At 65.6% G+C, this 25,837-nt stretch carries 29 protein-coding genes and 1 other RNA gene; 13 read left to right on the forward strand and 17 right to left on the reverse strand.

The genetic code is table 11. The features are described from left to right. Nucleotide 1: 1 nt before the first annotated feature. Nucleotides 2–1,876 (reverse strand): extracellular solute-binding protein, encoded by a 1,875-nt coding sequence (locus tag ACP15K_RS01350; RefSeq protein ID WP_424989629.1) that lies wholly within the window; start codon nucleotides 1,874–1,876, stop codon nucleotides 2–4. Between the two features lie 220 nt (nucleotides 1,877–2,096). Continuing rightward, complete coding sequence (locus ACP15K_RS01355) at nucleotides 2,097–2,621, reverse strand: c-type cytochrome (RefSeq protein ID WP_424989630.1); 525 nt, start codon at nucleotides 2,619–2,621, stop codon at nucleotides 2,097–2,099. A gap of 140 nt (nucleotides 2,622–2,761) precedes the next feature. On the opposite strand from ACP15K_RS01355, the gene ACP15K_RS01360 reads away from it, so the two are divergent. Beyond that, nucleotides 2,762–3,595 (forward strand): prephenate dehydratase, encoded by an 834-nt coding sequence (locus ACP15K_RS01360; RefSeq protein ID WP_193139558.1) that lies wholly within the window; start codon nucleotides 2,762–2,764, stop codon nucleotides 3,593–3,595. A gap of 3 nt (nucleotides 3,596–3,598) precedes the next feature. On the opposite strand, the gene ACP15K_RS01365 is transcribed toward ACP15K_RS01360, so the two are convergent. Together ACP15K_RS01365 and nudC are read right to left on the reverse strand one after the other, a co-directional pair. After that, a complete protein-coding gene (locus ACP15K_RS01365) occupies nucleotides 3,599–4,054 on the reverse strand; it encodes a hypothetical protein (protein ID WP_193139560.1) in 456 nt (151 codons plus the stop codon). After that, nucleotides 4,051–5,034: an NAD(+) diphosphatase gene (gene nudC / locus ACP15K_RS01370; RefSeq protein WP_193139562.1), complete on the reverse strand. Its 984-nt coding sequence runs from the start codon at nucleotides 5,032–5,034 to the stop codon at nucleotides 4,051–4,053. The genes ACP15K_RS01365 and nudC overlap by 4 nt, the downstream gene beginning before the upstream one ends. A gap of 235 nt (nucleotides 5,035–5,269) precedes the next feature. Between nudC and ACP15K_RS01375 the strand changes: the two genes are divergently transcribed. The 3 genes from ACP15K_RS01375 to rsgA all read left to right on the forward strand — a co-directional run bounded on the left by ACP15K_RS01375 (nucleotide 5,270) and on the right by rsgA (nucleotide 8,433). Next, nucleotides 5,270–7,090 carry a 5'-nucleotidase C-terminal domain-containing protein gene (locus ACP15K_RS01375; protein WP_424989631.1) on the forward strand — a complete coding sequence of 607 codons (1,821 nt, stop codon included), beginning with the start codon at nucleotides 5,270–5,272 and terminating at the stop codon, nucleotides 7,088–7,090. A gap of 60 nt (nucleotides 7,091–7,150) precedes the next feature. Then, nucleotides 7,151–7,247: signal recognition particle sRNA small type (gene ffs, locus ACP15K_RS01380), an RNA gene on the forward strand. A gap of 154 nt (nucleotides 7,248–7,401) precedes the next feature. After that, nucleotides 7,402–8,433, forward strand: a complete 1,032-nt coding sequence (rsgA, locus tag ACP15K_RS01385) for a ribosome small subunit-dependent GTPase A (RefSeq protein ID WP_193139565.1) — start codon at nucleotides 7,402–7,404, stop codon at nucleotides 8,431–8,433. Between the two features lie 49 nt (nucleotides 8,434–8,482). On the opposite strand, the gene ACP15K_RS01390 is transcribed toward rsgA, so the two are convergent. Then, nucleotides 8,483–10,024, reverse strand: coding sequence for an ankyrin repeat domain-containing protein (locus ACP15K_RS01390; protein WP_424989632.1), 1,542 nt, complete (start codon nucleotides 10,022–10,024; stop codon nucleotides 8,483–8,485). A gap of 417 nt (nucleotides 10,025–10,441) precedes the next feature. Between ACP15K_RS01390 and ACP15K_RS01395 the strand changes: the two genes are divergently transcribed. The 3 genes from ACP15K_RS01395 to recR all read left to right on the forward strand — a co-directional run bounded on the left by ACP15K_RS01395 (nucleotide 10,442) and on the right by recR (nucleotide 13,418). Further along, complete coding sequence (locus ACP15K_RS01395; protein WP_424989633.1) at nucleotides 10,442–12,211, forward strand: DNA polymerase III subunit gamma/tau; 1,770 nt, start codon at nucleotides 10,442–10,444, stop codon at nucleotides 12,209–12,211. 12 nt (nucleotides 12,212–12,223) lie between these two features. Next, complete coding sequence (locus ACP15K_RS01400) at nucleotides 12,224–12,568, forward strand: YbaB/EbfC family nucleoid-associated protein (RefSeq protein ID WP_193139571.1); 345 nt, start codon at nucleotides 12,224–12,226, stop codon at nucleotides 12,566–12,568. Between the two features lie 256 nt (nucleotides 12,569–12,824). Further along, entirely contained in the window at nucleotides 12,825–13,418 is a 594-nt protein-coding gene (gene recR, locus ACP15K_RS01405) for a recombination mediator RecR (RefSeq protein ID WP_193139573.1), read from the forward strand. Nucleotides 13,419–13,513: 95 nt separating this feature from the next. Here recR and ACP15K_RS01410 read toward each other — a convergent pair whose 3' ends face one another. Further along, on the reverse strand, nucleotides 13,514–14,284 hold the full coding sequence (locus ACP15K_RS01410; RefSeq protein WP_193139575.1) for a DUF1013 domain-containing protein: 771 nt from the start codon (nucleotides 14,282–14,284) through the stop codon (nucleotides 13,514–13,516). Between the two features lie 142 nt (nucleotides 14,285–14,426). Between ACP15K_RS01410 and ACP15K_RS01415 the strand changes: the two genes are divergently transcribed. Next, on the forward strand, nucleotides 14,427–15,083 hold the full coding sequence (locus tag ACP15K_RS01415; protein WP_193139577.1) for a ribonuclease T2 family protein: 657 nt from the start codon (nucleotides 14,427–14,429) through the stop codon (nucleotides 15,081–15,083). A 22-nt stretch (nucleotides 15,084–15,105) separates the two neighbouring features. Here ACP15K_RS01415 and ACP15K_RS01420 read toward each other — a convergent pair whose 3' ends face one another. Then, nucleotides 15,106–15,486, reverse strand: coding sequence for an HIT domain-containing protein (locus ACP15K_RS01420; protein WP_193139579.1), 381 nt, complete (start codon nucleotides 15,484–15,486; stop codon nucleotides 15,106–15,108). 60 nt (nucleotides 15,487–15,546) lie between these two features. Then, nucleotides 15,547–16,200, reverse strand: a complete 654-nt coding sequence (gene nth / locus ACP15K_RS01425; protein WP_424989662.1) for an endonuclease III — start codon at nucleotides 16,198–16,200, stop codon at nucleotides 15,547–15,549. A gap of 109 nt (nucleotides 16,201–16,309) precedes the next feature. On the opposite strand from nth, the gene ACP15K_RS01430 reads away from it, so the two are divergent. From ACP15K_RS01430 to ACP15K_RS01440, 3 genes are all read left to right on the forward strand, one after another. Further along, nucleotides 16,310–17,191, forward strand: a complete 882-nt coding sequence (locus ACP15K_RS01430; RefSeq protein WP_424989634.1) for a methylated-DNA--[protein]-cysteine S-methyltransferase — start codon at nucleotides 16,310–16,312, stop codon at nucleotides 17,189–17,191. Nucleotides 17,192–17,250: 59 nt separating this feature from the next. After that, entirely contained in the window at nucleotides 17,251–17,919 is a 669-nt protein-coding gene (locus tag ACP15K_RS01435) for an OmpA family protein (protein WP_193139583.1), read from the forward strand. Between the two features lie 86 nt (nucleotides 17,920–18,005). Further along, the gene (locus tag ACP15K_RS01440) at nucleotides 18,006–18,764 is read left to right on the forward strand and encodes an FCD domain-containing protein (RefSeq protein WP_424989663.1); all 759 of its coding nucleotides are present in this window, start codon (nucleotides 18,006–18,008) and stop codon (nucleotides 18,762–18,764) included. 77 nt (nucleotides 18,765–18,841) lie between these two features. On the opposite strand, the gene ACP15K_RS01445 is transcribed toward ACP15K_RS01440, so the two are convergent. The 7 genes from ACP15K_RS01445 to ACP15K_RS01475 form a co-directional block, all read right to left on the reverse strand. Next, entirely contained in the window at nucleotides 18,842–19,402 is a 561-nt protein-coding gene (locus tag ACP15K_RS01445; RefSeq protein WP_193139587.1) for a F0F1 ATP synthase subunit B, read from the reverse strand. A gap of 3 nt (nucleotides 19,403–19,405) precedes the next feature. Beyond that, the gene (locus ACP15K_RS01450; protein WP_193139589.1) at nucleotides 19,406–19,957 is read right to left on the reverse strand and encodes a F0F1 ATP synthase subunit B'; all 552 of its coding nucleotides are present in this window, start codon (nucleotides 19,955–19,957) and stop codon (nucleotides 19,406–19,408) included. Between the two features lie 84 nt (nucleotides 19,958–20,041). Further along, nucleotides 20,042–20,278, reverse strand: coding sequence for a F0F1 ATP synthase subunit C (locus ACP15K_RS01455; protein ID WP_108262886.1), 237 nt, complete (start codon nucleotides 20,276–20,278; stop codon nucleotides 20,042–20,044). A gap of 69 nt (nucleotides 20,279–20,347) precedes the next feature. Beyond that, nucleotides 20,348–21,055, reverse strand: coding sequence for a F0F1 ATP synthase subunit A (locus ACP15K_RS01460; protein WP_226925664.1), 708 nt, complete (start codon nucleotides 21,053–21,055; stop codon nucleotides 20,348–20,350). Nucleotides 21,056–21,146: 91 nt separating this feature from the next. After that, complete coding sequence (locus ACP15K_RS01465) at nucleotides 21,147–21,491, reverse strand: AtpZ/AtpI family protein (protein ID WP_193139595.1); 345 nt, start codon at nucleotides 21,489–21,491, stop codon at nucleotides 21,147–21,149. A 240-nt stretch (nucleotides 21,492–21,731) separates the two neighbouring features. Further along, a complete protein-coding gene (locus ACP15K_RS01470; RefSeq protein ID WP_424989635.1) occupies nucleotides 21,732–21,983 on the reverse strand; it encodes a hypothetical protein in 252 nt (83 codons plus the stop codon). Between the two features lie 30 nt (nucleotides 21,984–22,013). Next, on the reverse strand, nucleotides 22,014–22,910 hold the full coding sequence (locus tag ACP15K_RS01475; RefSeq protein WP_424989636.1) for a DMT family transporter: 897 nt from the start codon (nucleotides 22,908–22,910) through the stop codon (nucleotides 22,014–22,016). 99 nt (nucleotides 22,911–23,009) lie between these two features. Between ACP15K_RS01475 and ACP15K_RS01480 the strand changes: the two genes are divergently transcribed. After that, a complete protein-coding gene (locus tag ACP15K_RS01480) occupies nucleotides 23,010–23,357 on the forward strand; it encodes an ArsR/SmtB family transcription factor (protein WP_193139601.1) in 348 nt (115 codons plus the stop codon). Here the strand turns inward: ACP15K_RS01480 and ACP15K_RS01485 are convergent. After that, nucleotides 23,354–24,238: a LysR family transcriptional regulator gene (locus ACP15K_RS01485; RefSeq protein ID WP_193140110.1), complete on the reverse strand. Its 885-nt coding sequence runs from the start codon at nucleotides 24,236–24,238 to the stop codon at nucleotides 23,354–23,356. The genes ACP15K_RS01480 and ACP15K_RS01485 overlap by 4 nt on opposite strands. A 217-nt stretch (nucleotides 24,239–24,455) precedes the next feature. Between ACP15K_RS01485 and ACP15K_RS01490 the strand changes: the two genes are divergently transcribed. Next, complete coding sequence (locus tag ACP15K_RS01490; RefSeq protein WP_193139603.1) at nucleotides 24,456–25,040, forward strand: FMN-dependent NADH-azoreductase; 585 nt, start codon at nucleotides 24,456–24,458, stop codon at nucleotides 25,038–25,040. Between the two features lie 18 nt (nucleotides 25,041–25,058). On the opposite strand, the gene ACP15K_RS01495 is transcribed toward ACP15K_RS01490, so the two are convergent. Further along, a complete protein-coding gene (locus tag ACP15K_RS01495; protein WP_424989637.1) occupies nucleotides 25,059–25,763 on the reverse strand; it encodes a winged helix-turn-helix transcriptional regulator in 705 nt (234 codons plus the stop codon). Nucleotides 25,764–25,837: the final 74 nt, after the last annotated feature.

The raw sequence follows: 25,837 nt of genomic DNA on the forward strand, positions 1-25,837 counted from the left end.
GTTACCTCAGAACCCCGGCGGCCTTCAGCGCGGCGGCGCCTTCGGCGTCATACCACCAGAAATCGAACTGGCCGAGGTCCAGCGGCGGCAGCGGGTCGGGATGGCCATACATGTTGTAATAGGCCACCCAGTGCTTGTCGTTGTACCACAGCGGGATCTCATAGTTCAGCGCCCGCAGCGTGCGATCCAGCGCATGGGTGGCGGTGGTCAGATCCTCCAGCGTTTCGGCGGCCGTGACCTCGCTTACCAACCTGTCCACCGCCGGGCTGCGCAGCCGTGCAAGGTTGCGCGAGCTGTTGTCGGCGGTAGCGGAGCCGAACCACTGCAGCAGCCCGCTCGAGGGCTCAAACCCCATCTGGAAGCCCTGATTGGTCAGGTCGAAATCGCCCTTGCGGCGGCGTTCGACGTATTGCGCGGTGTCGATCCGGTCCAGCCGTCCCGTGACGCCCAGGAGTTTCAGGTTATTGATGTAGGGGTTCACGATGCGGTCATACAGCGGGCTGAACTGGATGATGACAACCTCCAGCTCTTGCCCGTCCTTGCGGCGGATGCCGTCGTCCCCGGTGATCCATCCGGCCTCGTCCATCAATTGCGAGGCAGCGCGCAAAATCCGGCGGCTGGGCTGGTTGCGCTCGGCCCCGTGTTGCAGGGGCACATCGGCCTCGGCGGTCAGGATCTCGGGATCCAGCAGGCCCTCGTCCACCAGCGGTTGCAGGATGGCAATCTCCTCGGGCGTGGGCAGGCCGCTGGCAGCCAGATCGGTGCCTGGCCAGAACGACACCGGCTGTTTGTAGAGATCATAGAACAGCGTGTTGTTCGACCAAGCGAAGTTGAACATCATGCCGATGGCCTGACGGACGCGCTTGTCCTGCCATTTTTCCTTGTCCAGGTTGAACACCCAGCTCAGGCGCTGGCCGACATTGCCGTCGGGGATTTCGACCTTGGTGACATAGCCGTCCTTGAGCGCCGGGAAGTCGTATCCCGTGGCCCAGTCGCGCGACGAGCTTTCGGTGCGGAAGGTATAGTCGCCGGATTTGAACCCTTCGAAGGCGGCAGAGCCGTCCGCGAAATACTCCACCCGGATGCGATCGAAGTTGTTGCGACCGATGTTGAACGGCTGGTCCGCGCCCCAGAAATCGGGGTTGCGGGCATAGACCACGCGGCGGTTGATGTCGAAACTGTCCAGCACGTAGGCGCCGGTCGACATGAAGGGGCGCTTGGTGCTCTTGTCCAGCCGCACGCCGGTTTCCTCGAACCACGCCTTCGAGAACACGGGCGTGCCGCCCGCCAGCCCGACCCGGTCGCGCAGCGCCGCCTCGTCGGTGAAACTGAACTTGATGCGATAGGGATCCAGGACCTCGACCCCGTCGAAATAGCGTTCGACCAGCCGCCGGTATTCGATGATGCCCTGCTCAAGGAACAGCCGGTGGGTAAAGGCCACATCCTCGGCGGTCATCGGCGTGCCATCCTGGAAGGTCACGTCATCGCGCAGGTTGAAGATCACCCAAGACAGATCTTCGGGGTATTCCAGCGTCGTGCACAGGTAGCAGTACAGCCCATAGGGGTCGTCTGCGGTCGAGGTCATGATTCGCTCGGTCCCGATGGTGTTGAGCGCGGCCGACACCCCTTCGCGGGCGTACTGGTTGAAACTGTCGAAATTGCCCTGTGCCCAGACCGAGATTTCACCGCCCTTCGGGGCGTCGGGGTTCACATAGTCCAAGTGGGTGAAATCGGCGGGGTACTTGATCGCGCCGAAGTTGGAATAGGCGTGCGCTGTGGTGACATCTTCCTGCGACACGGCCGGAATGGCGGTTGCGGACAGGATCGTGGCCAGAAGGGCCACCTTCTTGGTGGTGGCGCGCGTCATCGGCGTCATCTGCTACTCCCCATGCAGTCATTCAAGCTGTTGCGCTTAAGCTAGTGGGCAGGGCCGACCATGTTCAAGCCGCGATTGCGCAAGCGTGAATTTGCGTGTGCCACCGGGGTCGGAAATCTGCCCGGAACGGCCCCCGAATGAAGGCAGGAACACCCACAGCGCGCAAGAAAAAGGCCGCCCCGGAAGGCGGCCTGAACAGTGTCTTGATCCGGGCTGACGCTCAGTTGCCTGTGGTCTGCAGATAGGCCACCAGGTTGGCGCGATCGGTGATCTTTTTCAGACCGGCAAAGCTCATCTTGGTGCCCGGCGCCCAGTTCTTGGGGTTTTCCAGGAACCCGTCCAGGTTCTCGGCGGTCCAGGCTTCGGCGGATTTGTCGGCCAGCGCGTCGGAATAGGCAAAGCCCGCGATGCTGGCGATGCCACGATCCACCACACCGTCAAGATGCGGGCCGGTGCCGTCGGTGCCGTCCAGCTTGTGGCAGGCCTTGCACTTGCCAAAGACCTTCTCGCCCTTGTCGGCATCGGCTTCGGTCAGGACCGAGGCAAAATCCTGGATCTCGGCGGTATCGCTGTCGCCGTGTCCGTCTTCCTCGCCGGTGTCGATGAGGTAGGCTTGCTCGCCGTGATCGCCATGGCCGCCGCCGGTGGTATACAGGGACTCACCAACCCAGCCGCCCAGAAGATAGACCAGCAGCGCGCCACAGAAAGCGCCCACAATTTTGGTCATCGTCATCGTGTCTAGCATTCTGTCGCCTCGTGCTTTCAGATTGCGCGCATCTAGCGGCTTCCGTCTGCCCGGTTCAAGGTGTAGGAGGCGCGACCAAACGACCATAAAGCCGCAGGATCCCGTCCTGACGGGAAAAACCGAAGCAGAGAGACGCAGCCATGACCCGCATCGCATTCCAGGGGGAACCCGGCGCTTACTCCCACGAAGCTTGCCGCAATGCCCGCCCCAATTACGAGGCGGTTCCGTGCCGCACCTTCGAAGGTGTGATCGAGGCCGTGCGCGAGGGTCGCGCCGAGCTGGCGATGCTTCCGGTCGAAAACTCCACCTATGGCCGGGTTGCCGACATTCACCGGCTTTTGCCCGAAAGCGGGCTGCACATCGTCGAAGAGGCCTTCGTGCGGGTGCATATCAACCTGCTGGCCCTGCCCGGCACCAAACTGGACGATGTGCGCGAGGCCATGAGCCACACCGTGCTGCTGGGCCAGTGCCGCGGCTTCCTGCGCGAACATGGCATTCACGCGGTGGTCGGCGCCGACACCGCCGGGTCGGCCCAGCAGGTGGCCGAAGAGGGCAACCCGGCGATGGCCGCATTGGCCTCGGAACTGGCGGGCGAGATCTACGGGCTGGAGGTGCTGGCCCGCCACATCGAGGATCACGACCGCAACACCACCCGCTTCCTGATCATGGCGAACGCGCCTGACCTGTCGCGGCGCGGCACCTCGGGGATGATGACCAGCTTCGTCTTCCGGGTGCGCAACATCCCGGCGGCGCTGTACAAGGCGATGGGCGGCTTCGCCACCAACGGCGTCAACATGACCAAGCTGGAAAGCTACATGGTGGGCGGCAGCTTCACCGCCACCCAGTTCTTCGCCGATATCGAGGGCCATCCCGACGATCCGGCGGTGGCCCGTGCGCTGGAAGAGCTGGAATACTACACCTCGACCCTGTCGATCCTTGGCGTGTATCCAGCCGACCCGCGCCGCCACGAATAGGGCTCAGGCCGGGGTTTCCAGCGCCCGGGCCATGGCCGCGATGTTGCGCACCAGCCGTTCCTCGATGCGCGGGCGCAGCAGGTGCAGCGGCGGCATCAGCATATGCCCGGACAGGGCACAGGGGCGCACCGACAGATCAAACCGTGCCAGTGTCAGATCAGCCGCAAGGGCGGCGAACCCGGCGGCGATCTTCACCTTCAACTCGGATGTGCGCCCGGTCAGGGCATAGCCGTCGGGCGGGGTGATCTCATCAAGGCACAGCGTCACCTCGCGCTGCAACCCGTGAAAAGTCACATCGCATTGCCAAGTCGCACCGGGCTGCAAGGGCGTGCTGTGATTCTGGCGGCGCAAGGCCATGTCCCCGGGCACCACTGCGGAAATCAGCCGGTCGAGATCGGAAAACCCCGCGAAGGCCGCGGCGCGGGACACGGCGATCTCTTCCTCGTGGCTGAACTTCATCTGGGCATGTCTCCCAGCCGGTCGGCCAGCCATTGCGCCATGATGAACCCCGCAATGGCGCCCCGCCGAGGCGCACGAATGGTGGGATGGGCGCCCGTGAACACCTCCAGCAACTCTTCGCGGGTGATCCAGCAGGCATCCTCGATCTCGACCGGATCGACGGTGATTTCGGTGCTGCGCGCGATGCCATGGCAGGCCAGCATCAGCGACGAGGGGAAGGGCCAGGGCTGGCTGGCAAGATAGTGCACCGCGCCCACATCGACGGAAGTTTCCTCGGCGACCTCGCGCCGAACGGCGGCTTCCAGCGTCTCGCCGGGTTCCACGAAGCCCGCCAGCAGCGAATACATGCCTTCGGGCCACTGCGGAGAGCGTCCCAGAAGCAGAGAGTTGCCATGAGTGATCAGCATGATGACCACCGGATCGGTGCGCGGAAAATGCTTGCCATCGCAGGTCGCACAATCGCGTTGCCAGCCGCCCTGCGTGATGTCGGTCGCCGCCCCGCAGTTCGAACAGAAGCGGTGGCGTGTGTGCCAGGACAACAAGGCGCGGGCGGTGGCGGCAAGTTCGGCATCGCGCGGGGTCAGCCCGGTCATCGCGCCGCGCAATTCGGCAAACCGGTGCTGCGGGGGGAAGGCCGGATGCACCTGTTCCGAGGGATCGAAGAATGCCTCAAGCGCGCCCTCCGGCACCGCATCCGGCTCCCACGCCGACAGGTCCAGCGCAAACCGGGGCGTGTCAGCGTCCATTCCCAGGAAAAGGGGGGCTTCGACGGCTGCCTCAAGGCCGGCCGCGCCCGTCGGCAGCCATCCGGGGGCCAATGTGTCCACATCGCCCGCGATCAGCGGCTTGCCCCGCCAGAACGGCAAGACACGCGCCGCCGGACTGTCGTACAGCGCGCGCAGACGGGCCGGATCGGACCGCAGGTGCCCGGCCCGTTGCAGCCCCGAGTCCCGGAACGCCAGCGAATTCGTGTCAAACATGCGGCTCGACCCCTGTTTTTCTGCCCCGCCGCTTCGCACAGCCCCGGCCGGAATGCAAACCGCCGGCCCGGCGCGGGTGTTGCGAGAACACCCCGGCTGCGCGAGAAATACAACCTTTGGTGCGGCTCGCCTTGCCCCCGGCGCCAAGGCCCCGTGAAGATATGCGTACCAGACGCGAACGTCATGGAAAGGGTACCCGATTTCCACCACGGATCACTCGCCGGACCAAGCGCAGGTGTCCCTGCGGATTCTGTGCACGACCGATCTGCATGCCGCGATCTGGCCCTTCAACTATGCCACCGACCGACAGGATGACACGCGCGGGCTGGCCCTTCTGGCACCGCTGATCCACGCCGCCCGGCGCGAGGCCGCCAACACCTGCCTGTTCGACGTGGGCGACAGCCTGCAAGGCACGGCGCTGGCCGACGCCGCTGCCGGGGATCTATCGTCTCCCCATCCCATCATCGCGGCGATGAACACGCTGGGGTATGACGCAGCAACGCTGGGCAACCATGATTTCGACTATGGGCTGGAGACCCTGAACGCGGCAATGGCCGCCGCCCGGTTTCCCTTCGCGCTGGCCAACCTGCGGAATGCGGCCGGATCTTCCCCGGCCCTGCCGCCGCCCTTTGTTCTGCTGGACCGGCAGGTAACGGATCGTGCCGGGCGCACACATCCCCTGCGCCTGGGCGTCCTTGGGCTGGCCCCGCCGCAAACCATCCTGTGGAACACCGCCGCCCTTGACGGCGCGGTCGTGGCCGAAGATGTCGTGCAGGTTACGCAATCCCTGATCCCCCGGATGCGCGCCGCTGGCGCCGATCTGATCGTGGCGCTGTGCCATTCCGGCATCGGCAGGGATACCGACACCGATCCGCCCGACCTGTTTGCCCAGAAGATCGCGCGGCTGGACGGGATCGACGCCCTACTGACCGGTCACAGCCACGGGCGCCTGCCGGGGCCGGACTATGCGGACCATCCCGACGTCGATGCCGAACGGGGCACGATTTGCGGCACGCCCGCGCTGATGGCCGGGGCGCATGGACGGGATCTTGGCCTGCTGGATCTGGAGCTTGCGCACGACAACCGGGGCTGGAGCGTCACCGGCGCGCAGGCCGCGTTGCGCGGCATCCCCACGCCCCCGCCGCCCGCCGATCCCGCTGTCCTCAAGGCCACGGCACAGCACCACGCGCGAACCCGCACCAGCCTGAGCGACACCATCGCCACAACCGCGATCCCTTTGCACACCATTGCCGCCATGGCGGGGCAGGCCCCTGCCCTGCGCGTGCTTTCGGATGCGCAGGTCTGGACCGCGCAACGCCTGCTGAAGGATGATCCGCTGGGCGATCTGCCCCTGCTGTCTGCGGTGGCGCCGATCCGGATGGGCGGGCGTGCCGGACCCTTGGCCTTTGTCGATCTTCCCGCAGGCCCGATCCGCGAACGTGATCTGCTGGACCTTGCCCCGTTTCCCAATCGTCTGTGCGTGTTCGAAATCACCGGCGCCCAGCTTCGGTTGTGGCTGGAACGCGCCGCGGCATGCTATCAGCAGGTGAGACCGGACCCGGAACCGCAGTCTTTGCTGGTTCAAGGCGCTCCCGGTTATAATCTGGATACAGTCTTTGGGATCACCTACCAGATCGACTTGCAAGCCCCATCATGGTTCGACGCGATCAGCGGCGCCCGCAAACCACGCCACGGCCCCGGTCGCATCCGGCGATTGAGTCACATGGGCACGGCGGTGGCGGACACGGATCGCTTCGCCATGGTGACCAGCGCCTTCCGGGCCTGCGGCGGGGGCGGCTATCATGCTCCCCCCGATCCGGCGGAGTTGCTGTTCAGCGCCAAGACCCTGCGCCATTGCCTGTCGGCCTATCTGCGCGAAACCCGAACTCTGAACCCGGTGCCGCAAATGCCGTGGCAGTTCACGCCGATGGCCGCCTCGGTACACCTGAAGACATCTCCGGCAGTGACACCCGCCCATTTCGGACCGCTTGCGCCTTCGGTGCAGGATCTTGGGCTGGATGCGCAGGGGTTTCGCCAGCTGTTGCTGGACGGCTAGGCCATATGGCTTGCGCCCAGACCCTTGCATCCGTTTCGCAAGACGCATAGATATCGCGGTGAGAGGTTGGCGCGGGCAGGCGCCTCGCCAACCCGGTCAGATCCGGAAGGAAGCAGCCGTAACGAGCCCCGCTTGGGTCGTTGTCCAGCCTCTCACCCACACCATCCAGCCCGGAGGTCATCTGATGATTGTTCTCATCTCTCCCCGGGCAGCGCGTTCCTGACGGTCTGAACCGTCCCGCTGCCTGATCCGTATTGCCGCGCAAGCGATTGCTGCGCGGTGAGCAACGCGTGATATAGACAGGCAGACAAATGGCTTTTTCCCTTGCGGACCTTGGCTGGTCCAACTTTTTCCTGCAACAAGACCCTCAGAACGACGGCGACACGCTGTATCGGCTGACTCATGTGCACCGCGATCGCGCCGAAGGGCTGGGCTGTGACGGCCCCGCCGTTCTGACAACCGCGCCGCCGCTGACCACCGCAGACCTGGCGGTCGGCGATTGGGTCGCGGCGGATTCCGATTTCCGAATCCAGCGTCAGTTCGACCGAAAGACCGTGCTGCAGCGCCGCGCGGCGGGCACCGATGCGCGCACCCAACTGATCGCCGCCAATGTGGACACCCTGTTCATCGTCGGCTCCTGCAACGCCGATTTCAGTCCGGCGCGGCTGGAGCGCTACCTCGCGCTGGCCAAGGGTGCCGGGTGCTACCCGGTCGTGGTCTTGACCAAGGCCGACCTTTGCGACGATCCCGATGCCTACCGCACGCAGGCCGAAACCCTCGCCCCCCTGCTGACCGTGCTGACGGTCGATGCCCATACGGCCGAGGATATCCGGCAGGTGGCCGGGTGGCTGGGGCGCGGCCAGACCGGGGCGCTGGTGGGCTCCTCGGGCGTTGGCAAGACCACCCTGCTGAACGGGCTGACCGGACAGCAGGAGGACACGCAGGCAATCCGCGAGGATGACGCCAAGGGTCGCCACACCACCACGGCGCGCGGACTGTATCCGGTCGCCACTGGCGGCTGGATCATCGATACCCCCGGAATGCGCGCCCTGCGCCTGACCGAGGCCAGCCAGGGCATCGACGATGTGTTCGAGGATGTCTCATCGCTGGCCACGCAGTGCCGGTTCAGCGATTGCACGCACGAGACCGAACCCGGCTGCGCCATCCTCGCCGCGATCGAACGTGGCGATCTGGACCCCGCCCGCCTGCGCCGCTGGCAGAAGCTGCGGCGCGAGGACCAGCACAACAGCCAGACGCTGGCACAGGCCCGCGCCCGCGACAAGGCGTTTGGCAAGATGGTCCGCAACGTGATGGCCGAGAAGAAGTCCAAGCGCGGCCACTGAACCGCGCCGGACAGCCGGGGCGCCTTTCAAGGGCACCCCGGCACGCGGGTCAGACCACGCCGTCGGCAACCACCTGCCCCGGATGCGCCTCGGCCCACGTCGCCAGAAGCGCCGCCATCTCGGGCGCTTCGGCCATCCCGACCGCCCGGCGCGGCAGCGCAACGCCATGTTCCAATGCTAGGCGCATGCAGCCGGTGTGATCGCGTTCGGCCCGGTGCGGGCAATTCTCCGATCCATGCAGGATGGTCGAGAACACCGTGCCGCCATAGGCGTTCACATGGCTCATGTCCGGACCCTGCTTCAGGAACCAGGCAAAGACCTCGGGCAGCCCTTCCCAACCGGCCAATTGCAGCGGGGTCAGACCCATTTCGTCGGTTGCATTCGCATCGAACCCCATGGCCACCAGGCGCTGCATGTGCGGCAGCGTGCCCGGACGCGGCACCAGCAGCGTCAGCAAGGGGCGCAGATCCGGCGAAACCCTGGCCATGTCGATCCAGTCGCTGGCCGAAACGGCCCCGTCCGCCGCCCGCGCCAGTTGCGCCTCGATCGCCGAAAGCGCCGTGTCTGCGCCCCGTGCCTCCAGCCGCCGCGACAGGGCGGGCTGCCCGAAGATCCGCGCATAGGCATAGGCCGAATGCCCGTGGAACAGGGCTGCGGGATCGGCGCCATTGTCCAGCAGAAGTTCCGCCATCGCCACCGACGCCCCCCGCCGCGCCACCTGATGCAGCGCCGGCAGTGTCGGCATCGGTGCGCCCGAGGGATGCGTGGCGACCCCCTCGTTCGGATCCGCCCCCGCCGCAAGCAACAGCCGCACCGCTTCCAGATCGTCGAAGTCGATGGCCCGCAACACGGCGTTGGTGCCCTTCGGCGACGCGCCATGCTCCAGCAGCATCCGAAGCCCCTCGTGATGGCCCAGCTCGGTCGCGTGATACAGCGATTCGCCATCGTTGGGATCGGCCCCATGTGCCAACAACCACCGCGCCAGCACCATGTTGTTGCTGTGCCCGATCGCCCCGTACAGTGCCGACAGCCGGTGTTCGGATCCCGGCTCGGCAGGGCAACTGTCATTCACCGACGCCCCGTGCCGCAACAGCACGTCCGCAATGCCCAGCATGGCACTTTCGGGGTCAGGCATCCCCTGGAATCGGCGCGAGAAGGCCAGATGCAGGATCGGCCGCCCGCGCGGCCCGAAGCTCTGGGTGGCGAGCGACGGATCGCGGGCCAACGCCGCCGCCACGGCAGCATGATCCAACAACGCGACCTGCAAGGCAAAATGCCCTGCGGCCAGATCTGGGGCCTCCTGCAACAACCGATCCACGCGGCCGTTCTGCCCCAGATACAGGGCCCGTTTCAGCGCCTGCAATCGCGCCGCCCCATCCATGCCGTGCCGTTCCACGGCTTCTTTCAATTGCGGCCAACTGGAAAAACCAGCCTCGCGCGCCACCACATGCAGCGCATCCGCATGGCGGATGTCCGCAACCGGCGCCCCCAGCGCCTGGCGGACACGGGCCACAGCCGCCGGATCACCCAGATCATAGCCGGATTTGAGCGCCTTGGCTGATCGGCGCAGATGGTCGAGGGATTTCGCCATCGGTTTCCTCATCGCTTGGCCCAGTGATCCGCCGACACGGGCATGAGAAAAACCGAAGATACTTCTTCGTTCAGGTCTCGAAAGGGTGCCGGCAACAGCTTTCCGCGGATCAGGAGGCCGCCCCGAACGGCCCTCGCGGAAGGGTAGCGCCGCACCACGCCTGTCGCAAGGGGTACCTCCCGCCCTCTGTTGCGCCCTTTCGGGCGCGTCGCCGGTTGGGCCCGGCGCCGCTGACGCGGCGCGGCGTCCCTTTCTTCTTGGCGAAAATACTCAAGATCCCACCGCGCCCACAGGCTTCGTCCCCCGCTTCGAAGGCACCCTCCGATTTCCCCAGCATTCCCGCCTGTCCTTCTGGACCTCTGCCCCGCCGGACCCTAGCTTGGCTGCAACCAATGATTCCCCGAGGAGACGACACAGGTGACCGACAGCGGCTATCAGGTTCTGGCACGCAAATACCGCCCTGAAACCTTCGCCGACCTTGTGGGTCAGGAGGCGATGGTCCGCACCCTGAAAAACGCCTTCGCCGCCGACCGCATCGCCCAGGCCTTCATGATGACCGGCATCCGCGGCACCGGGAAAACCTCCACCGCGCGGATCATCGCCAAGGGTATGAACTGCACCGGCCCGGACGGTCTGGGCGGCCCCACCACAGATCCCTGCGGCCAGTGCCCGCAATGTCGCGGCATCGCCACCGGCACCCATGTGGACGTGATCGAGATGGACGGCGCCAGCCAGACCCGCATCGATGATATCCGCAGCAACGTGCTGGACAGCGTCACCTATGCGCCCGCTGAAAGCCGCTTCAAGATCTACATCATCGACGAGGTGCACATGCTCAGCACCTCGGCCTTCAACGCGCTGCTCAAGACGCTGGAGGAACCCCCCCGCCACGTGAAGTTCATCTTCGCCACCACCGAGATCCGCAAGGTGCCGGTGACGGTGCTGTCGCGGTGTCAGCGTTTCGACCTGCGCCGGATCGAACCCGAGGACATGCTGGCCCTGCTGCGGCGCATCGCCAAGGCAGAGGGCGCCGAGATCACCGACGAAGCCCTGGCCCTGATCACCCGCGCCGCCGAGGGCTCGGCCCGCGACGCCACCTCGCTGCTGGATCAGGCGATCAGCCATGGCGCCGGTGAAACCGGGGCCGAACAGGTGCGCGCCATGCTGGGGCTGGCCGACCGGGGCCGGGTGCTGGACCTGTTCGACCTGATCATGAAGGGCGAGGCCGCCGCCGCACTGAACGAACTGGCCGCGCAATACGCCGACGGCGCCGACCCGCAATCGGTGCTGCGCGATCTGGCCGAGATCGCGCATTGGCTCTCGGTCACCAAGGTCACGCCGGACGCCGGCGACGATCCCACCCTGCCCCCCGACACCCGCGCGCGCGGTCAGGAAATGTCGGCCCGCCTCAGCCAGCGGGTGCTGGGCCGGGCCTGGCAGATGCTGCTGAAGTCCCTCGAAGAGGTCGCCGTGGCCCCCAACGCGATGATGGCCGCCGAGATGGCGGTGATCCGCATGACCCATGTCGCCGATCTGCCCCCGCCCGAAGAGCTGTTGCGCCGTCTGAACGCGCAACCGGCCGGATCACCTGCCCATACGGCATCCCCCGCACGCACCGCCCCGGCTGGCACGCCGACAGCACGTCAGCCCCCCGCCGTGGCACCACGCGCATCTGCCCCCCGCACCTCCGGTCCCGCCACCGCCGCGGCCCCGATGGCCGACGCCGAAACCGCGCTGGCCCGGTTTTCCACCTTCGAGGACGTGGTTGCCCTGATCCGTCGGCACCGTGACGTGAAACTGCTTCTGGAAGTGGAAAACGCGCTGCACCTCGTGCGCTATTCTCCGGGGCGGATCACCTTCCGCCCGACGCCGCAAGCCACCCCGGACCTGGCCCAGGTGCTGGGCGCGCGGCTGCAAGCCTGGACCGGCAACCGTTGGGCGGTGACCGTCACGACTTCGGAAGACGGCGCTCCGACCATCGCCCAGGCCCGTGCTGCGGAAACCGACGCGCTGACGGCGCAGGCGCTGGAACATCCCATGGTGAAGGCGGTGTTTGCGCGCTTTCCCGGCGCCGAGATCATTGATATCCGAACCCCCGAAGCCATCGCCGCGGACGCCGCGCAGGAGGCCCTGCCGGAACTGCCCGAGGCCGATGACAACTGGGACCCGTTTGACGACGATTTCTGAAAGGACAACACGATGCTGAAAGGACTTGGCGGTCTGGGCGACATGGGCAAGATGATGAAGGCGGCCCAGGAGATGAAGGACAAGATGGAGGCGCTCCAGGAAGAGCTGACCACCATCACCGTGGAAGGCGAAAGCGGCGCCGGACTGGTGCGCGCCACGGCGACGGCCAAGGGCGAGCTGACCGCCCTGTCGATCGATCCGTCGATCTTCCACAAGGATGAAAAGGAAATGGTCGAGGACCTGATCCTCGCGGCGATCAAGGACGCACAATCCAAGGCGCAGGACCGCACCCAGGCCGAAATGCGCAAGCTAACCGAATCCATGGGCCTGCCCGCCGACATGAAGCTGCCCTTCTGATCATGGGCGCGCCCGTCGCGGTCCGGGTCAAGGGCGCCGAAGGCGCGGCGCAGCCGCTGGCCCTTGACGCGGGCCGCGGCGGGATCACGCTCGTGCCGGGCCGCACCCGGGTGCGGCCTTCTCAGCGAAAACTCCGCACCCTCTCCGCCGACCCCCGGCTGACCGGCCGGGCGCCCACGGGCCCCGTCGCCGCCAAGGGCGGTGATGGGGGGACAAGACGTGGCGCGCTTGCGCGCCGCCGCATGACAGGTCGGACATGAGCGCCCCGTCCTCGGTCGAAGCGCTGATCGAACTGATGGCCAAGCTGCCGGGTCTCGGTCCGCGTTCGGCCCGCCGCGCGGTGCTGCACCTGTTGCGCAAGCGGTCGCTGTTGTTGCTGCCGCTGGCCGACCTGTTGACCGAGGTCGCCCGCACCGCGCGCGAATGCGTGACCTGCGGCAATATCGCGACCGAAGACCAATGCCCGATCTGCACTGATCCGCGCCGCGCCACCGGGGTGATCTGCGTGGTGGAAGACGTGGCCGATCTTTGGGCCATGGAACGCACCGGCGCCTTCAAGGGCCGCTATCACGTGCTGGGCGGCACCCTGTCGGCGCTGGATGACATCGGTCCCGAGGATCTGGGCCTGCCGAAACTGTCCCGCCGCCTCATCAACGAGGGCGTGTCGGAGGTGATCCTCGCGCTGAACGCTACCGTGGACGGGCTGACCACCGCGCATTACATCGCCGATCTGCTGGAAGACGGGGTTCTTGTGACCTCGCTGGCGCAGGGCGTACCGGTGGGGGGCGAGTTGGACTATCTGGACGACGGCACCATCGGGGCGGCACTGAAGGCCCGCAGCCGGGTCTAGGGTCCGACGGGCGGATCTTGAGTATTTTTGCCAAGAAGAAGGGCGCGGAGTCATCGACCCGCGCCCTTGAATTCTGATTCCGACGCCTGGTCAGATCAGGGGATCAGGTTGCCCTCGCCATCCTCATCCTCGTCGTCGTCATTGTCGGGCAGGTTGAAGAAGCTGTCGGCGTCAATCGGCGCGTCCTTCTTTTCGTCTTCGTCCATGGAACCGCCCAGGGTAAAGGTCTCCAGCCCGGAAATCGCCGTCGGGATCTTCGGTTCTGCATCCATTTCCAGCGATTGCTCGGTCGACACCAGCTTGCGACGCTCGTCGTCGGACATGACCGCGCCCTCGCGCGCCTTCTTGGCGGCGGCTTTCTGGACGGCGGCATCCAGCTCCGACTGCCGGCACAGGCCCAGTGCCACCGGGTCGACCGGCTGGATGTTGGAAATGTTCCAATGGGTCCGCTCGCGGATGGCCTGGATCGTCGGCTTGGTGGTGCCCACCAGCTTGGCGATCTGGCTGTCGGCCAGTTCCGGGTGAAACTTGACCAGCCAGAGGATCGACGCCGGGCGGTCCTGGCGCTTGCTGAGCGGAGTGTACCGCGGGCCACGGCGCTTGTCCTCGCCCGAGGCCGCCGGGTTGTACTTGAGCTTCAGCTTGTAGAGCGGGTTCTTCTCGCCCTGATCGATCTCGCTCTGGTCAAGCTGGTTGTTGGCGACCGGGTCGAACCCCTTGACGCCGGCGGCCACATCGCCGTCGGCGATGCCCTGCACCTCAAGCTGGTGAAAACCGCAGAATTCGGCGATCTGCTTGAAGCTGAGTGTCGTGTTGTCCACCAGCCAGACGGCGGTGGCCTTGGCCATGATCGGCTTGCCTTGCATGGCGATCTCCTGTCATTCGTTGTCCCGTCGAAAACGCGCAATTTCCCCGCGCCGTGACTCGGCTGCGCCGGGAAGGCGCGTCTTCTCGATGTAGGGAAGATTGAGTGTATATAGGGCGGCTTGTCCGCGGAGGAAAGAGAAAATGCGTACTGCTGCGGCCCGCGGGCTGGTGTTGAGCATGGCCTTGCTGAGCCTGCTGTCCGGGGCGGCGCGCGCCGACCATGATCGGCCCGGGGTCTTCGACTATTACGTATTGTCGCTGTCGTGGTCGCCAAACTGGTGCCTGCGCGAAGGCGATGCCCGCGATGCCGAACAATGCGACACCCGGCATGACCATGGCTGGCTGCTGCACGGGCTGTGGCCGCAGCACGAGGATGGGTATCCAAAGGACTGTCACACCGACACCGCCGATCCGACGCGGGCGCAAAGCGGTGCCATGACCGACATCATGGGATCGGGCGGGCTGGCCTGGTACCAGTGGAAGAAGCATGGCCGCTGCACCGGGCTGAGCGGACCGCAATACTATGCCCTGTCGCGCGAGGCCTATGGCCGGATCACCCGCCCCGAATTGCTGCGCAAGCTGGACAAGACGGTGAAGCTGCCCGCCACGGTCATCGAGGAGGCGTTTCTTGAGGTCAACCCGGCCCTGTCCGCCGCAGCCCTCACCATCACATGCCGCGATGGCATGATCCAGGAGGCGCGCATCTGCCTGACCCGCGATCTGGACCCACGGCCCTGCGGCGATGGCGTGTCCCGCGATTGCTCGCTGGACGACGCCCTGTTCGCCCCGATCCGCTAGGGGCGCCTGCGGCGCCCGACGGTCAGGTGGGCTGCAGGATGCGGCCCAGCGGTCGCCCCGCCAGCAGGTGCACATGCATGTGCGGCACTTCCTGGATCGCATCCTCGCCCGCGTTGGAAATCAGGCGGAACCCGCCCGCGCCGCTGGTCGGCTGAACGCCCAGCATCTCGGCGATCTTCCCGACGGCGCGGGTGAAATCCACGATCTCGGCGTCCGAGGCCTCCTGCGCGAAATGATCAAAGGTGACATAGGGCCCCTTGGGGATCACCAGCACATGTTCGGGCGTCTGCGGCTGGATATCGCGGAACGCAAGGCTGTGTTCCGTTTCAAGCACGGTGTTGTTTGGGATCTCGCCGCGCAGGATCTTGGCGAAGATGTTCTGATTGTCATAGGTAAAGGCCATTGGGGCGCCTCATGTGTCAGGAAATCGTTGTGCCTGTGTCCGCTTCCGGACCGGCGACTGTCAAGCGGGCTGAATGACCTTGTCTTCGAAGGCGCAGAGATCCCGGATGATGCAGGTGCCGCACATGGGTTTGCGCGCCTTGCAGTGATAGCGCCCGTGCAGGATCAGCCAGTGATGGGCGTGCTGCTGGAACTCGGCGGGAACCTGATCCTCGATCGCGCGTTCCACCGCATCCACATCCTTGCCCGGACACAGGCCGGTGCGGTTGCCGACCCGGAAGATATGGGTGTCGACCGCCTGCGCGGGCATCTTGAACCACATGTTCAGCACCACGTTGGCGGTCTTGCGCCCGACGCCGGGCAGCGAGACCAGCGCCGCGCGCGACGAGGGCACCTGCCCGCCAAAATCGTCCACCAGGATCCGGCTCAGCTTGATGACGTTCCTGGCCTTGTTGCGATAGAGGCCGATGGTCTTGATGTGCTCGATCACGCCCTCCTCCCCCAGTGCCAGCATCTTCTCGGGGGTGTCGGCGATCCTGAACAACTCGCGGGTGGCCTTGTTGACCCCGGCGTCCGTGGCTTGCGCCGACAGCGCCACCGCGACCACCAGCGTGAAAGCGTTGACGTGTTCCAGCTCACCCTTGGGCTCGGGTTCGGCGTCGCGGAAGCGCGAAAACGCCTCGACAATGGTGGCGTAATCGGCCTGCGGTGACATCGGCGTGGGCGACGGCGCCCCGGCAGCGGGGGCCTTGGCCTTGCGGCGCGGTTTCGCTTGCGCAGGTTTCGGGTCGTTCGACGCCGGTTTTGCCGCTACATCCTTGGCCATGACCCGTTCTTCCTCATCCTCGTCCGCAGCGGACACCGCCCCCGAGGGGGCCTATCACTATGGCGTCATGGCGCGTGCCATCGCCGCCATCGACGCCGCCGGGGGCGCGCCCCTGCCGCTGGCCGATCTGGCCGCTGAATTGCACATGTCGCCGGCCCATTTCCAGCGCATCTTCACCCGCTGGGCCGGGGTCTCGCCGAAACGCTATCAGCAATACCTGGCGCTTGACCATGCCAAGCGGCTGCTGGCCGAACAAGCCACCACCCTGGCCACGGCGCAGGAGGTGGGTCTGAGCGGCTCGGGCCGGCTGCACGATCTGTTCCTGCGGTGGGAAGCGATGACACCGGGCGACTATGCCCGCGCCGGCAAGGGCCTGCTGATCCGCATGGGGATGACCGACACGCCTTTCGGCCCGGCGCTGGCCATGGCCACCGAGCACGGGTTGTGCGGGCTGGCCTTCACCGCCGAGACCGGCGAGGACGCAGCCCGCACCGACCTGTGCGCCCGCTGGCCCGCCGCGCGTTTCGTCGAGGATCCGGATGTGGTTGCGCCGATGGTCGCGGATGCCCTGGGCGGGCGCGGGGCCCGGCTGCACCTGATCGGCGCGCCGTTCCAGATCAAGGTCTGGGAGGCGCTGCTGCATATCCCCTCGGGCCAAGTGACCACCTATTCCGACATTGCCCGTGTGGTCGGCAAGCCCAACGCGCAGCGGGCCGTGGGCACCGCCGTGGGGCGCAACCCCATCAGCCTGCTGATCCCCTGCCACCGGGCGTTGCGCAAATCCGGTGCCCTGGGCGGCTATCACTGGGGGCTGCCGGTCAAGCGCGCCATCCTGGCCTGGGAAAGTGCGCGGAGAGACGCCGAGTTCACGCAAGCCTGACTCGCAATTCTGCCCGGTTTCGCCATATTGGCGGCAAAGAAACGAGCAGAGGCAAACCCATGTTCCCCACCCGCATCCCGACCGCCGCCAAAGGCGCCGGTCTTCTGGCCCTTGCATTGGCCCTGACCGCCTGTACCCCGACTTATGAGCAAGGCACCGGCTCAGGCAACCGCAACACCACCACCGGCGCGATCATCGGCGGCGTGGCGGGCGGGCTTCTGGCCGGTCCCGTCACCGGTGGCAACGGCGGCAAGGCCGCCGTCGGCGCCGTGGCAGGGGCCGCCGTGGGCGCGGCCATCGGAAGCGCGCTGGACCGGCAGGCTGCCGAGTTGGACCAGCAGTTGGGCGACAGCATCACCGTGGAAAACCAGGGCGACAAGCTGCTGGTGAACTTCCCGCAGGACATTCTGTTCGCCGTGGACAGCGCCTCGGTGGCCGAAAGCCAGAAGGCCGAACTGCGCACGCTGGCGGCCAACCTGCAACGCTATCCCGACACCACGGTCCAGATCATCGGCCATACCGACAACACCGGCGCGGCAAGCTACAACTTCGACCTGTCGGCCCGGCGCGCAGGCGCGGTGTCTTCGGTACTTGTGGGTGCCGGTGTCGCGGGCAAGCGCCTGAGCGCCATCGGCCGGGGCGAGGATGCGCCCATCGCGTCGAACCTGTCGGTCGAGGGCCGCGCCCAGAACCGTCGGGTCGAGGTCGTCATCCGTCCCAACGGCTGACACGCCTTGCGGGCGGGCCGCGCCGGTCATACCCTTTGACCAGAGTGAAAGGCCCGCCCTTGACGTTCCGCCGCATCGAGCATGAAATGGTCTCCGCTTCGGTGATCCGCCAGATCGAAGATCTGATCCTGCGCGGCATCCTGCGTCCCGGAGAGCGCCTGCCCCCCGAACGCGATCTGGCCGAACGGCTTGGGGTATCGCGCCCGACCCTGCGCGATGCCATTGCCGATCTGTCTGAGCGCGGTCTGCTGACCCGCCGTGCCGGGGCCGGAATCTATGTGGCCGAGGTTCTGGGCTCGGCCTTCGCACCGGCGCTGATCGAGCTGTTTGCCTCGAATGAAACGGCTGTCTTCGACTATCTGGAATTCCGGCGCGAGCTTGAGGGCATGGCCGCCGCCCGCGCCGCGCGGCTGGGCTCGGACACCGACCTTGCGGTGATCGACACGGTCTATCGCCGCATGGAAGCGGCCCACGCGGATCGCGACCCCACGCAAGAGGCCGCGCTGGACGCCGAGTTTCACCTGTCGATCCTAGAGGCCAGCCACAACGTCATCATGCTGCACATGATGCGGTCAATGTTCGACCTGCTCAGGCAGGGCGTGTTCTACAACCGCCAGTCCATGTTTCGCCAGCGCACCGTGCGGGAGCAATTGTTGCAGCAGCACAAGGCCATCAACAGCGCCCTGCAGGCCCGCGACCCTGCCGCAGCACGCGAGGCGGTCGAGGCGCATCTGGGGTTTGTCGAGGCCACCCTGCGGGATGAAGCCCGCGCCCGCGACAACGAAGCCGTCGCCGCGCAGCGACTGGCGCACCAGGAAGAACGGGCCGCCGGGCGCAAGGGCTGACCGGCCCGGCCCCCTGCCCCGCACACGAAAAACCCGGCCAGAGGCCGGGTTTCACGAGATCACATGTCACAAACCGCTCAGTGCAGCTTGGCAGACACTTCGTCGATCGAGGCGTCGATGCTGGCCGAAACCGCCTCGGCGCTGGTGTTCTTGACCATCACGTTGCGGGCCGCGGCGATTGCCACGGTGATCGCACGGTCGCGGACCTCTTTCACCGCATTGGCTTCCGCCGACGCGATCTGGTCCTCGGCCGCCTGCAGACGACGGGCAATGGAGACCTTGAGGTCGTCCTTGGCCTGTTCGGCTGCCGCTTCGGCTTCTTTCTTGGCACCGGCGACGATGCGCTCGGCCTGCTCCTGCATCTCTTTCTGCTTGCGCTCGTAAGAGGCCAGCAGCGTCTGGGCTTCTTCCCGCAGGTTACGGGCTTCGTCCAGATCGGACAGGATGTTGTCTGCGCGCTTGTCCAGCAAGCCACCCAGCAGCGCCGGTACCTTGAAGTAGACCAGCACGCCGATGAACAGCAGGAACGCCAGCAGCACCACGAAGTTGGTGTTGTGCAGCGAGAAGAACGGACCGCTGGCGGCCAGCGCGGGGCTGGCAGCCACGACAGCGGCAAAGGCAAGGCTCAGTCGTTTCATGGCTTACCCTTTCAGCTGCGCGGAAACCGCGGCGTTCACGGCGTCATCATCGCTGGCGCCACCCAGGGCAGCCACCAGAGCGGCAGCAGTGTCCTTGGCCACCAGTTCGACACTTTCCACGGCCCCGGCGCGAATTTCGCCGATCCGGGCTTCCGATTCCGCGGCTTTCGCCGAGATCTCGGCATCAGCCTTGGCAATCGCATCGTCCAGGTCCGCCTGAATGGCAGTCCGGGCTTCCGCGGTGATACGGGCGCTTTCGGCACGCGCATCGGCCAGGGCCTTCTGATAGGCCGCTTCCGCTTCCTGCGCCTTGAGCTTGAGCTCTTCGGCGGCAGCAATATCATTGGTGATCGTCCCCTGACGGTCTGCCAGGATGGCCGCGATGCGCGGCAGCGCCACGCGCGACAGGATCAGGTAGATCGCGCCAAGCGCGATAATGAGCCAGAAGATCTGGTTCGGGAAATGCGCGAATTCCAGCTGCGGCATTCCTGCCGCTTCGGCTGCGTGCCCACCCCCGTGTGCCGCATCTGCGGCAACATGCTTGGTGTCGGCCATGTCGTCCTCCTGGAACCTAGAGACTTACACGGGCAGGGCAACGCGTCGGCGCCCCGCCCGGTCGTAAGGATGGGTCCGGGTGGATCAGACGGCGAACATCAGCAGAAGGGCAACGAGGAACGAGAAGATCCCCAGAGCTTCTGCGAACGCGATGCCGATGAACAGGGTCGCGGTCTGGTCGGCAGCAGCCGACGGGTTGCGCAGGGCGCCAGCAAGGAAGTTGCCGGCCACGTTGCCCACACCCATCGCGGAGCCGCCCATGCCCATGCAGGCCAGACCAGCGCCGATGTATGCACCCATTTGTACGATATCGCCTTCCATGTCGTGTTCTCCTTACGTTGGAATTGGCAGGTATAAGTTGGTGTTTCGGTTGTTCGATCCCGGCGCCGCTTAGTGGTGCGGGTGCAGGGCGTCCTTCAGGTAGACGCAAGTCAGGATCGTGAAGACATAGGCCTGGATGAAGCTCACCAGAACTTCGAGGCCGTACATTGCGGTGATGGCCAGGACCGAGATCGGCGAGATCGCGGCAATCGCGGCGAAGCCCGCGAATACCTTGATCACCGCGTGGCCGGCCATCATGTTGCCCGCAAGACGAATGGAGTGGCTGACCGGGCGCACGAAGTACGAGATCACCTCGATCAGCGCCAGCACCGGGCGCAGCGCCAGCGGTGCCGAGGACACCCAGAACAGGCCCAGGAAGCCGACGCCGTTCTTGACGAAGCCCAGAACGGTCACGGTCACAAACACCGCCAGCGCCAGAACTGCGGTCACGGCGATGTGGCTTGTGGTGGTGAAGGACATCGGCAGCAGGCCAAGGAAGTTGGCGAAGACGATGAACATGAACAGGGTCATGATGTAGGGGAAGTAGCGCACGCCATCCTTGCCGGCGACGTCTTCCACCATCTTGTAGACAAAGCCATAGGCCAGTTCGGCAATCGACTGGGTCTTGCCGGGAACGATCTTGCTGTCACGGGTGCCCAGCACCAGCAGGGCGGCAATCGCGGCCACTGTCAGGGCCAGCCACAGGGTCACGTTGGTGGGCGTATACCAATGCACCGCGCCATCCCCGAACAGGGGCTTGACGATAAACTGGTCCATCGGGTGAAAAACAAGACCGCCTTCGGCTGGTGCTTCCGTTGCCACGTTGTCGTCCCTCTTGCCTGTCCGCGCCGGTGACGCGGGTCGTTGTTCAGTCGCCCGCGTCGGGCGGATCGGTTTTCGCGGCGGCCTCGGCCTTCCGCGCGGCCTGGAACTCTTCGGCGGTGCGCATCATCGTCTTCACGCCGGCCGCCAGCCCCAAGAATACAAACAGCACCATCAGTATCGGCATGGTCCCCAGAAGGGTGTCCAGCCCGTACCCGATGCCGAAGCCGATCCCCAGACCGGCCACAAGCTCGATCACCATGCGCCAACCCATCTGGGCCTGCGAATAATGCTCTTCCTGATGGGGTTTGCTTGTGCCGCCAGCCTGTTTCGCGGCGTCGATCCGCGCTTCCAGTTGTCTGAGCTTTTCCCGCTCGGACTCCTCGGCCATGCAATCCCCCTTCAGGTTCGAGCCGGAACCTAGGCAGGGGGGGCGCCAAAGTCAAAGCCAATCGACTCTGGCAAAACCCTTTTAATTCAATGGGATGATACCTATGCGACACATGTGCCGCACCTGCGGGATATTCAACCACGCGGTTGAGGAATTCTCCCTGGTACGCCGTTAGCGCCCCTCAGACCGGCAAGATGGGGCATGCCGCTTGGCCCTGCCCCGTGCCGGGTCCAAGGGCGCTCATCCGCGCGAGATCAACAGCAGCATCACGAAACACAGCGGCACCGAGGCCACGAAGGGCACGGCAAAGGCGACCAGACCCCAGGTGGAAATCGCCAGGAGCCAGACTGTGACCATGATGGCCAGCGCGTACCAGATGTTCTCGCGATGGCCGAACAGGACGTCGCGGGCGATCCATCCCAGCACCGGGAGTTTCAGAAGAACCCTGGAATACCAGGGCACGGAGGGCGGGATGGGAGTAAGGATGCTCATGCATCCGAGGTAATTTCTGCGGTCGCGCCGTCACCGTGCCAGCTTGCCGCGCCCCAGCCATTTGGCCAGCCGCCCGTCGAGGATCAGCAGCGCCACGAAGATGATCGCCATGCCCAGCAGGTGTTCGGGTTCCAGCCGTTCCTTCAGGACAAAGACCCCCAGCACCACCGCCGAGATTGGCGCGATGAAGGTGATGGTCGACGCCGCCGTCGCGCCGACTATCGGGATCAGCCAGAACATGGTGATGAAGGCCGCCGAGGTCAGCACGAATCCGATGATCAGGGCCGCCGCCCAGGTCTCGGGCCGGTGCATCACCGGCAGCCCTTCCAGCGTCAGCGATACCGGCAGGATCATTGCCGCGCCGATGGTCGCCGACCAGGCCGTCAGCACCACCCGGTCCATGCCCTGAAACCGGCGCAGATAGTTGACGGCGATGCCATAGCAAACCGGTGCCAGAAGCGCGACCAGCAGCCCCCACAGCGCATTGACCCCGTCGCCGCGCGCCGCCGGCAGCATCAGCACAACGATCCCGGCAAAGCCCAGCCCCACTGCCAGGCTCTTGACCTTCGTGGCGCGTTCGCCGCCGGGCAGGAAATGTCCGAAGATCACCGCGCAGATCGGGGTGGCCGCGTTGATGATGCCCGCCGCGCTGCTGGTGATGCCCTGTTGGGCCAGCGGATAGAAGGTCAGCGGCAGCGCGTATTGAATGGCACCGAAGATTAGCAAGGCCCCGGCCAGGTGTTTCGGGAAGGGTGCCGGGATGCGCCGGGCGGCGATCCAGATCCAGCAGCCCAAGGCCCCGAAGCCGACCCGCACCAGCGACACCGACAGCGGCCCGATTTCGCGCAGAAGGATCTCGTTGAAGAAGAACGATCCGCCCCAGCCGATGCCGAGGGCGAAGATCACCAGCCAATAGCGCAGTTCCATTGCGGACCCTCCTGCCCCCTCCCTGCGCCGGGCGCGGCGGTTTGTCCAGACCGAGGATGCGCTTGGCCTTTGGGGCGCCGCATTCTATCGTCTGCGGCCATGACACTGTCCCTGGATACGGTTTTCTCGGCCCTTGCCGACCCCACGCGCCGCGCGATCCTGTCGATGCTGCTGGAGGACGACATGGCGGTGACGGATGTGGCCGAACCCTTCGAGATGTCGCTGGCGGCGGTATCGAAACATCTGGTGATCCTGACACGCGCCGGCCTGATCACCCAGGAAAAACGCGGCCGGGTGAAATGGTGCAAGCTGGACCCCGACGCCCTGCGCGAGGCCAGCATCTGGATGCAGAGCTTCGGCCAGTTCGAGGCGGTCAACCTGGACGCGTTCGAGCGGTTTCTGGAACAGGAACTGTCGGCCCCGGTGCCCGACACCGATCCGGGCTAGGCGAAATCCCAGCCGCGCGCCTCGGCCTTCAGATGGGTCAGCAGGGTCTGCACCTTGACCGTGCGGTGCAGGTCCACGTGCGTGACCAGCCACAGGCGGGATTGCCATTCCGGACGCGGCGGCAGCACCTGCACCAGTTCGGGAAGATCCTGAACCTCCCAGCACGACAGGAACCCCAGCCCAGCCCCCGACAGGATGGCATGTTTCAGGGCGCGGGCATCGGTGCAGCGGAACCGCACCCGGTCGCGGGGCACGGCGGTGCGCAGCCAGCGATAGATCGGCGCACGGCTGTCTTCGTGATCCGGCCCGATGAAGATGTGACGCTCCAGGTCGGCATCGGTCTCGGGCATGCCGTGCTGTTCCAGATACGAGGGCGCGGCATACAGCGCGGCGGGCAGGCTGGTCAGGCTTTGCACCACGTTGTCGGGTTCGTCCGGGGCCTGCGCCCCGGCGCGGATCGCCACATGCGCCTCGCCGTATTCCAGTCGGAACACCCGCTCGTCGGTGAGAAACCGCAGGGTCAGGTCCGGATGCAGGTTCAGAAAGCGCGCCATCGAGGGCACCAGCAGCGGCGACAGCCCCGGCAGGCTGGTTACCACCAACTCGCCCGTTACCGAATCGCCGCGTCCGCGCAAGCGCCCGGCCAGTTGCGTGAACTGATCGTCGGTGGCCTGTGCCACCTGCAACAGGTCCTGCCCGGCTTCGGTCGCGGTATAGCCGCGTGCGTGGCGCTGAAACAGCTTGGTGCCAAGGCGGGCTTCCAGCGCATCTATGTGGCGGATGACCGTGGCGTGATGGACCCCCAGTTCCGACGCCGCGCCGGAGACCGTACCCTGGCGGGCAACATGAAAGGCCGTGCGGATTTCATCCCAGGCATCAATGGACATGGGCAGGCACACTCGCTCGCGGACAGGATCAGACGAAACCCCATAGAACCGCACATGCCCGCGTCCCTCAAGCGCAATCGCATTAGAACGACGCGCGCAGGATGCCAGATCTTTTCTGTGCACCAATGCGCATAAACCGCGCGAAATGTATCAATTAACACGATTGGCGCGCAGTTCTATCTGTATCTCAACGCAACGAAAGGATACGCTCATGACCCACATTCTGCACATCGACAGCTCCGCCCGCTTGCAAGACTCTGTGACCCGCGATCTCAGCGCCCGGATCGTCACACAGCTTTCCGGCCCTGAAACCCAAGTGATCCGCCGCGACCTTGCTGGTGGCCTGCCGCTGCTGTCCGAAACCTGGGTGATCGCGAACGCCACGCCCGAAGCCGAACGCACCGAAGCCCAAAAAGCCGAACTGGCCCTGTCGGATACGCTGGTGTCCGAACTGGAATCCGCCGAAACCATCGTGATCGGAGTGCCGGTCTACAACTTCAACGCACCGGCGGTGTTCAAGGCCTGGATCGATCTGGTGGCCCGCGCCGGGCGCACCTTCCGCTATACCTCGGAAGGGCCGCAGGGCCTGCTGACGGGCAAGCGCGTGGTACTGGCGGTCGCGTCGGGCGGCACACAGGTCGGGTCGCCCATCGACCACATGACCGGCTATCTGCGCCATGTTCTGGGCTTCATCGGTCTGGATCAGATCGAGATCGTGGCCGCCGACCAATTGGCCCGCAATCCCGAGGAAACCCTGGCGAAAGCCTTCGCAGCCATTCCTAAAATCGCGGCGTGACAGGCCATTGCCCGGCGGTCAGACCATCGCGCTGACCGCCCGTGGCATGGCGTCGATATCAACCACGGGATCGCGCAGGACATACCCACGGCCCCAGACGGTCTGGATCATCGGATCGCCGCCGGTCAGCTGCTTCAGCTTGCGGCGGATCTTGCAGACGAACACGTCGATGATCTTGACCTCGGGCTCGTCGATGCCGCCGTAAAGACGGTCAAGGAACATCTCCTTGGTCAGCGTCGTGCCCTTGCGCACGGCGAGATATTCCAGAACTTCGTATTCCTTGGCGGTCAGCGGCACCGGCCGGTCACCGAAGCGGGCCTGCTGCGCCTCAAGATCCAGCTGCAGCGCCCCGACCTTGACCGTCTTGCCGTGGCTCCGGCGGATTTGCTGGCTGGCATGAATCCGGGCCAGCAGGTCGTCACGGTGGAACGGGGTCGCCAGCGTGTCGGCATCTTCCAGGCCACGGGGCAGTTTCGGATCAGGCTCGTTGCCGACGATCACCAGCATCGGGACGTTGCCCAGTTGCGCGGCCTGATAGGCGCGGAACGCCTGTATCTCGAGCGCGGGCAGATGCGAATCCAGGATCACAAGACCGGGCACCGGCAAGGCGCGCGTGTCGGTGCTGTCGAACCTTGCAACGGACATCCCGAAGGCCTCGTCGGCCAGCATCAATTCGATGCTTTTCACAAGCATGGGGTTCTGGGACACGATACAGATATTCATGGGGTCTCCTTCCCCATCCATTGATGGCAATTCATATTGCTATCTAAAGATGTGTTGATCCGTTGTGCAGATTT

The organism is Fluviibacterium sp. S390 (genome assembly GCF_049800695.1).
Lineage (GTDB): Bacteria > Pseudomonadota > Alphaproteobacteria > Rhodobacterales > Rhodobacteraceae > Meridianimarinicoccus.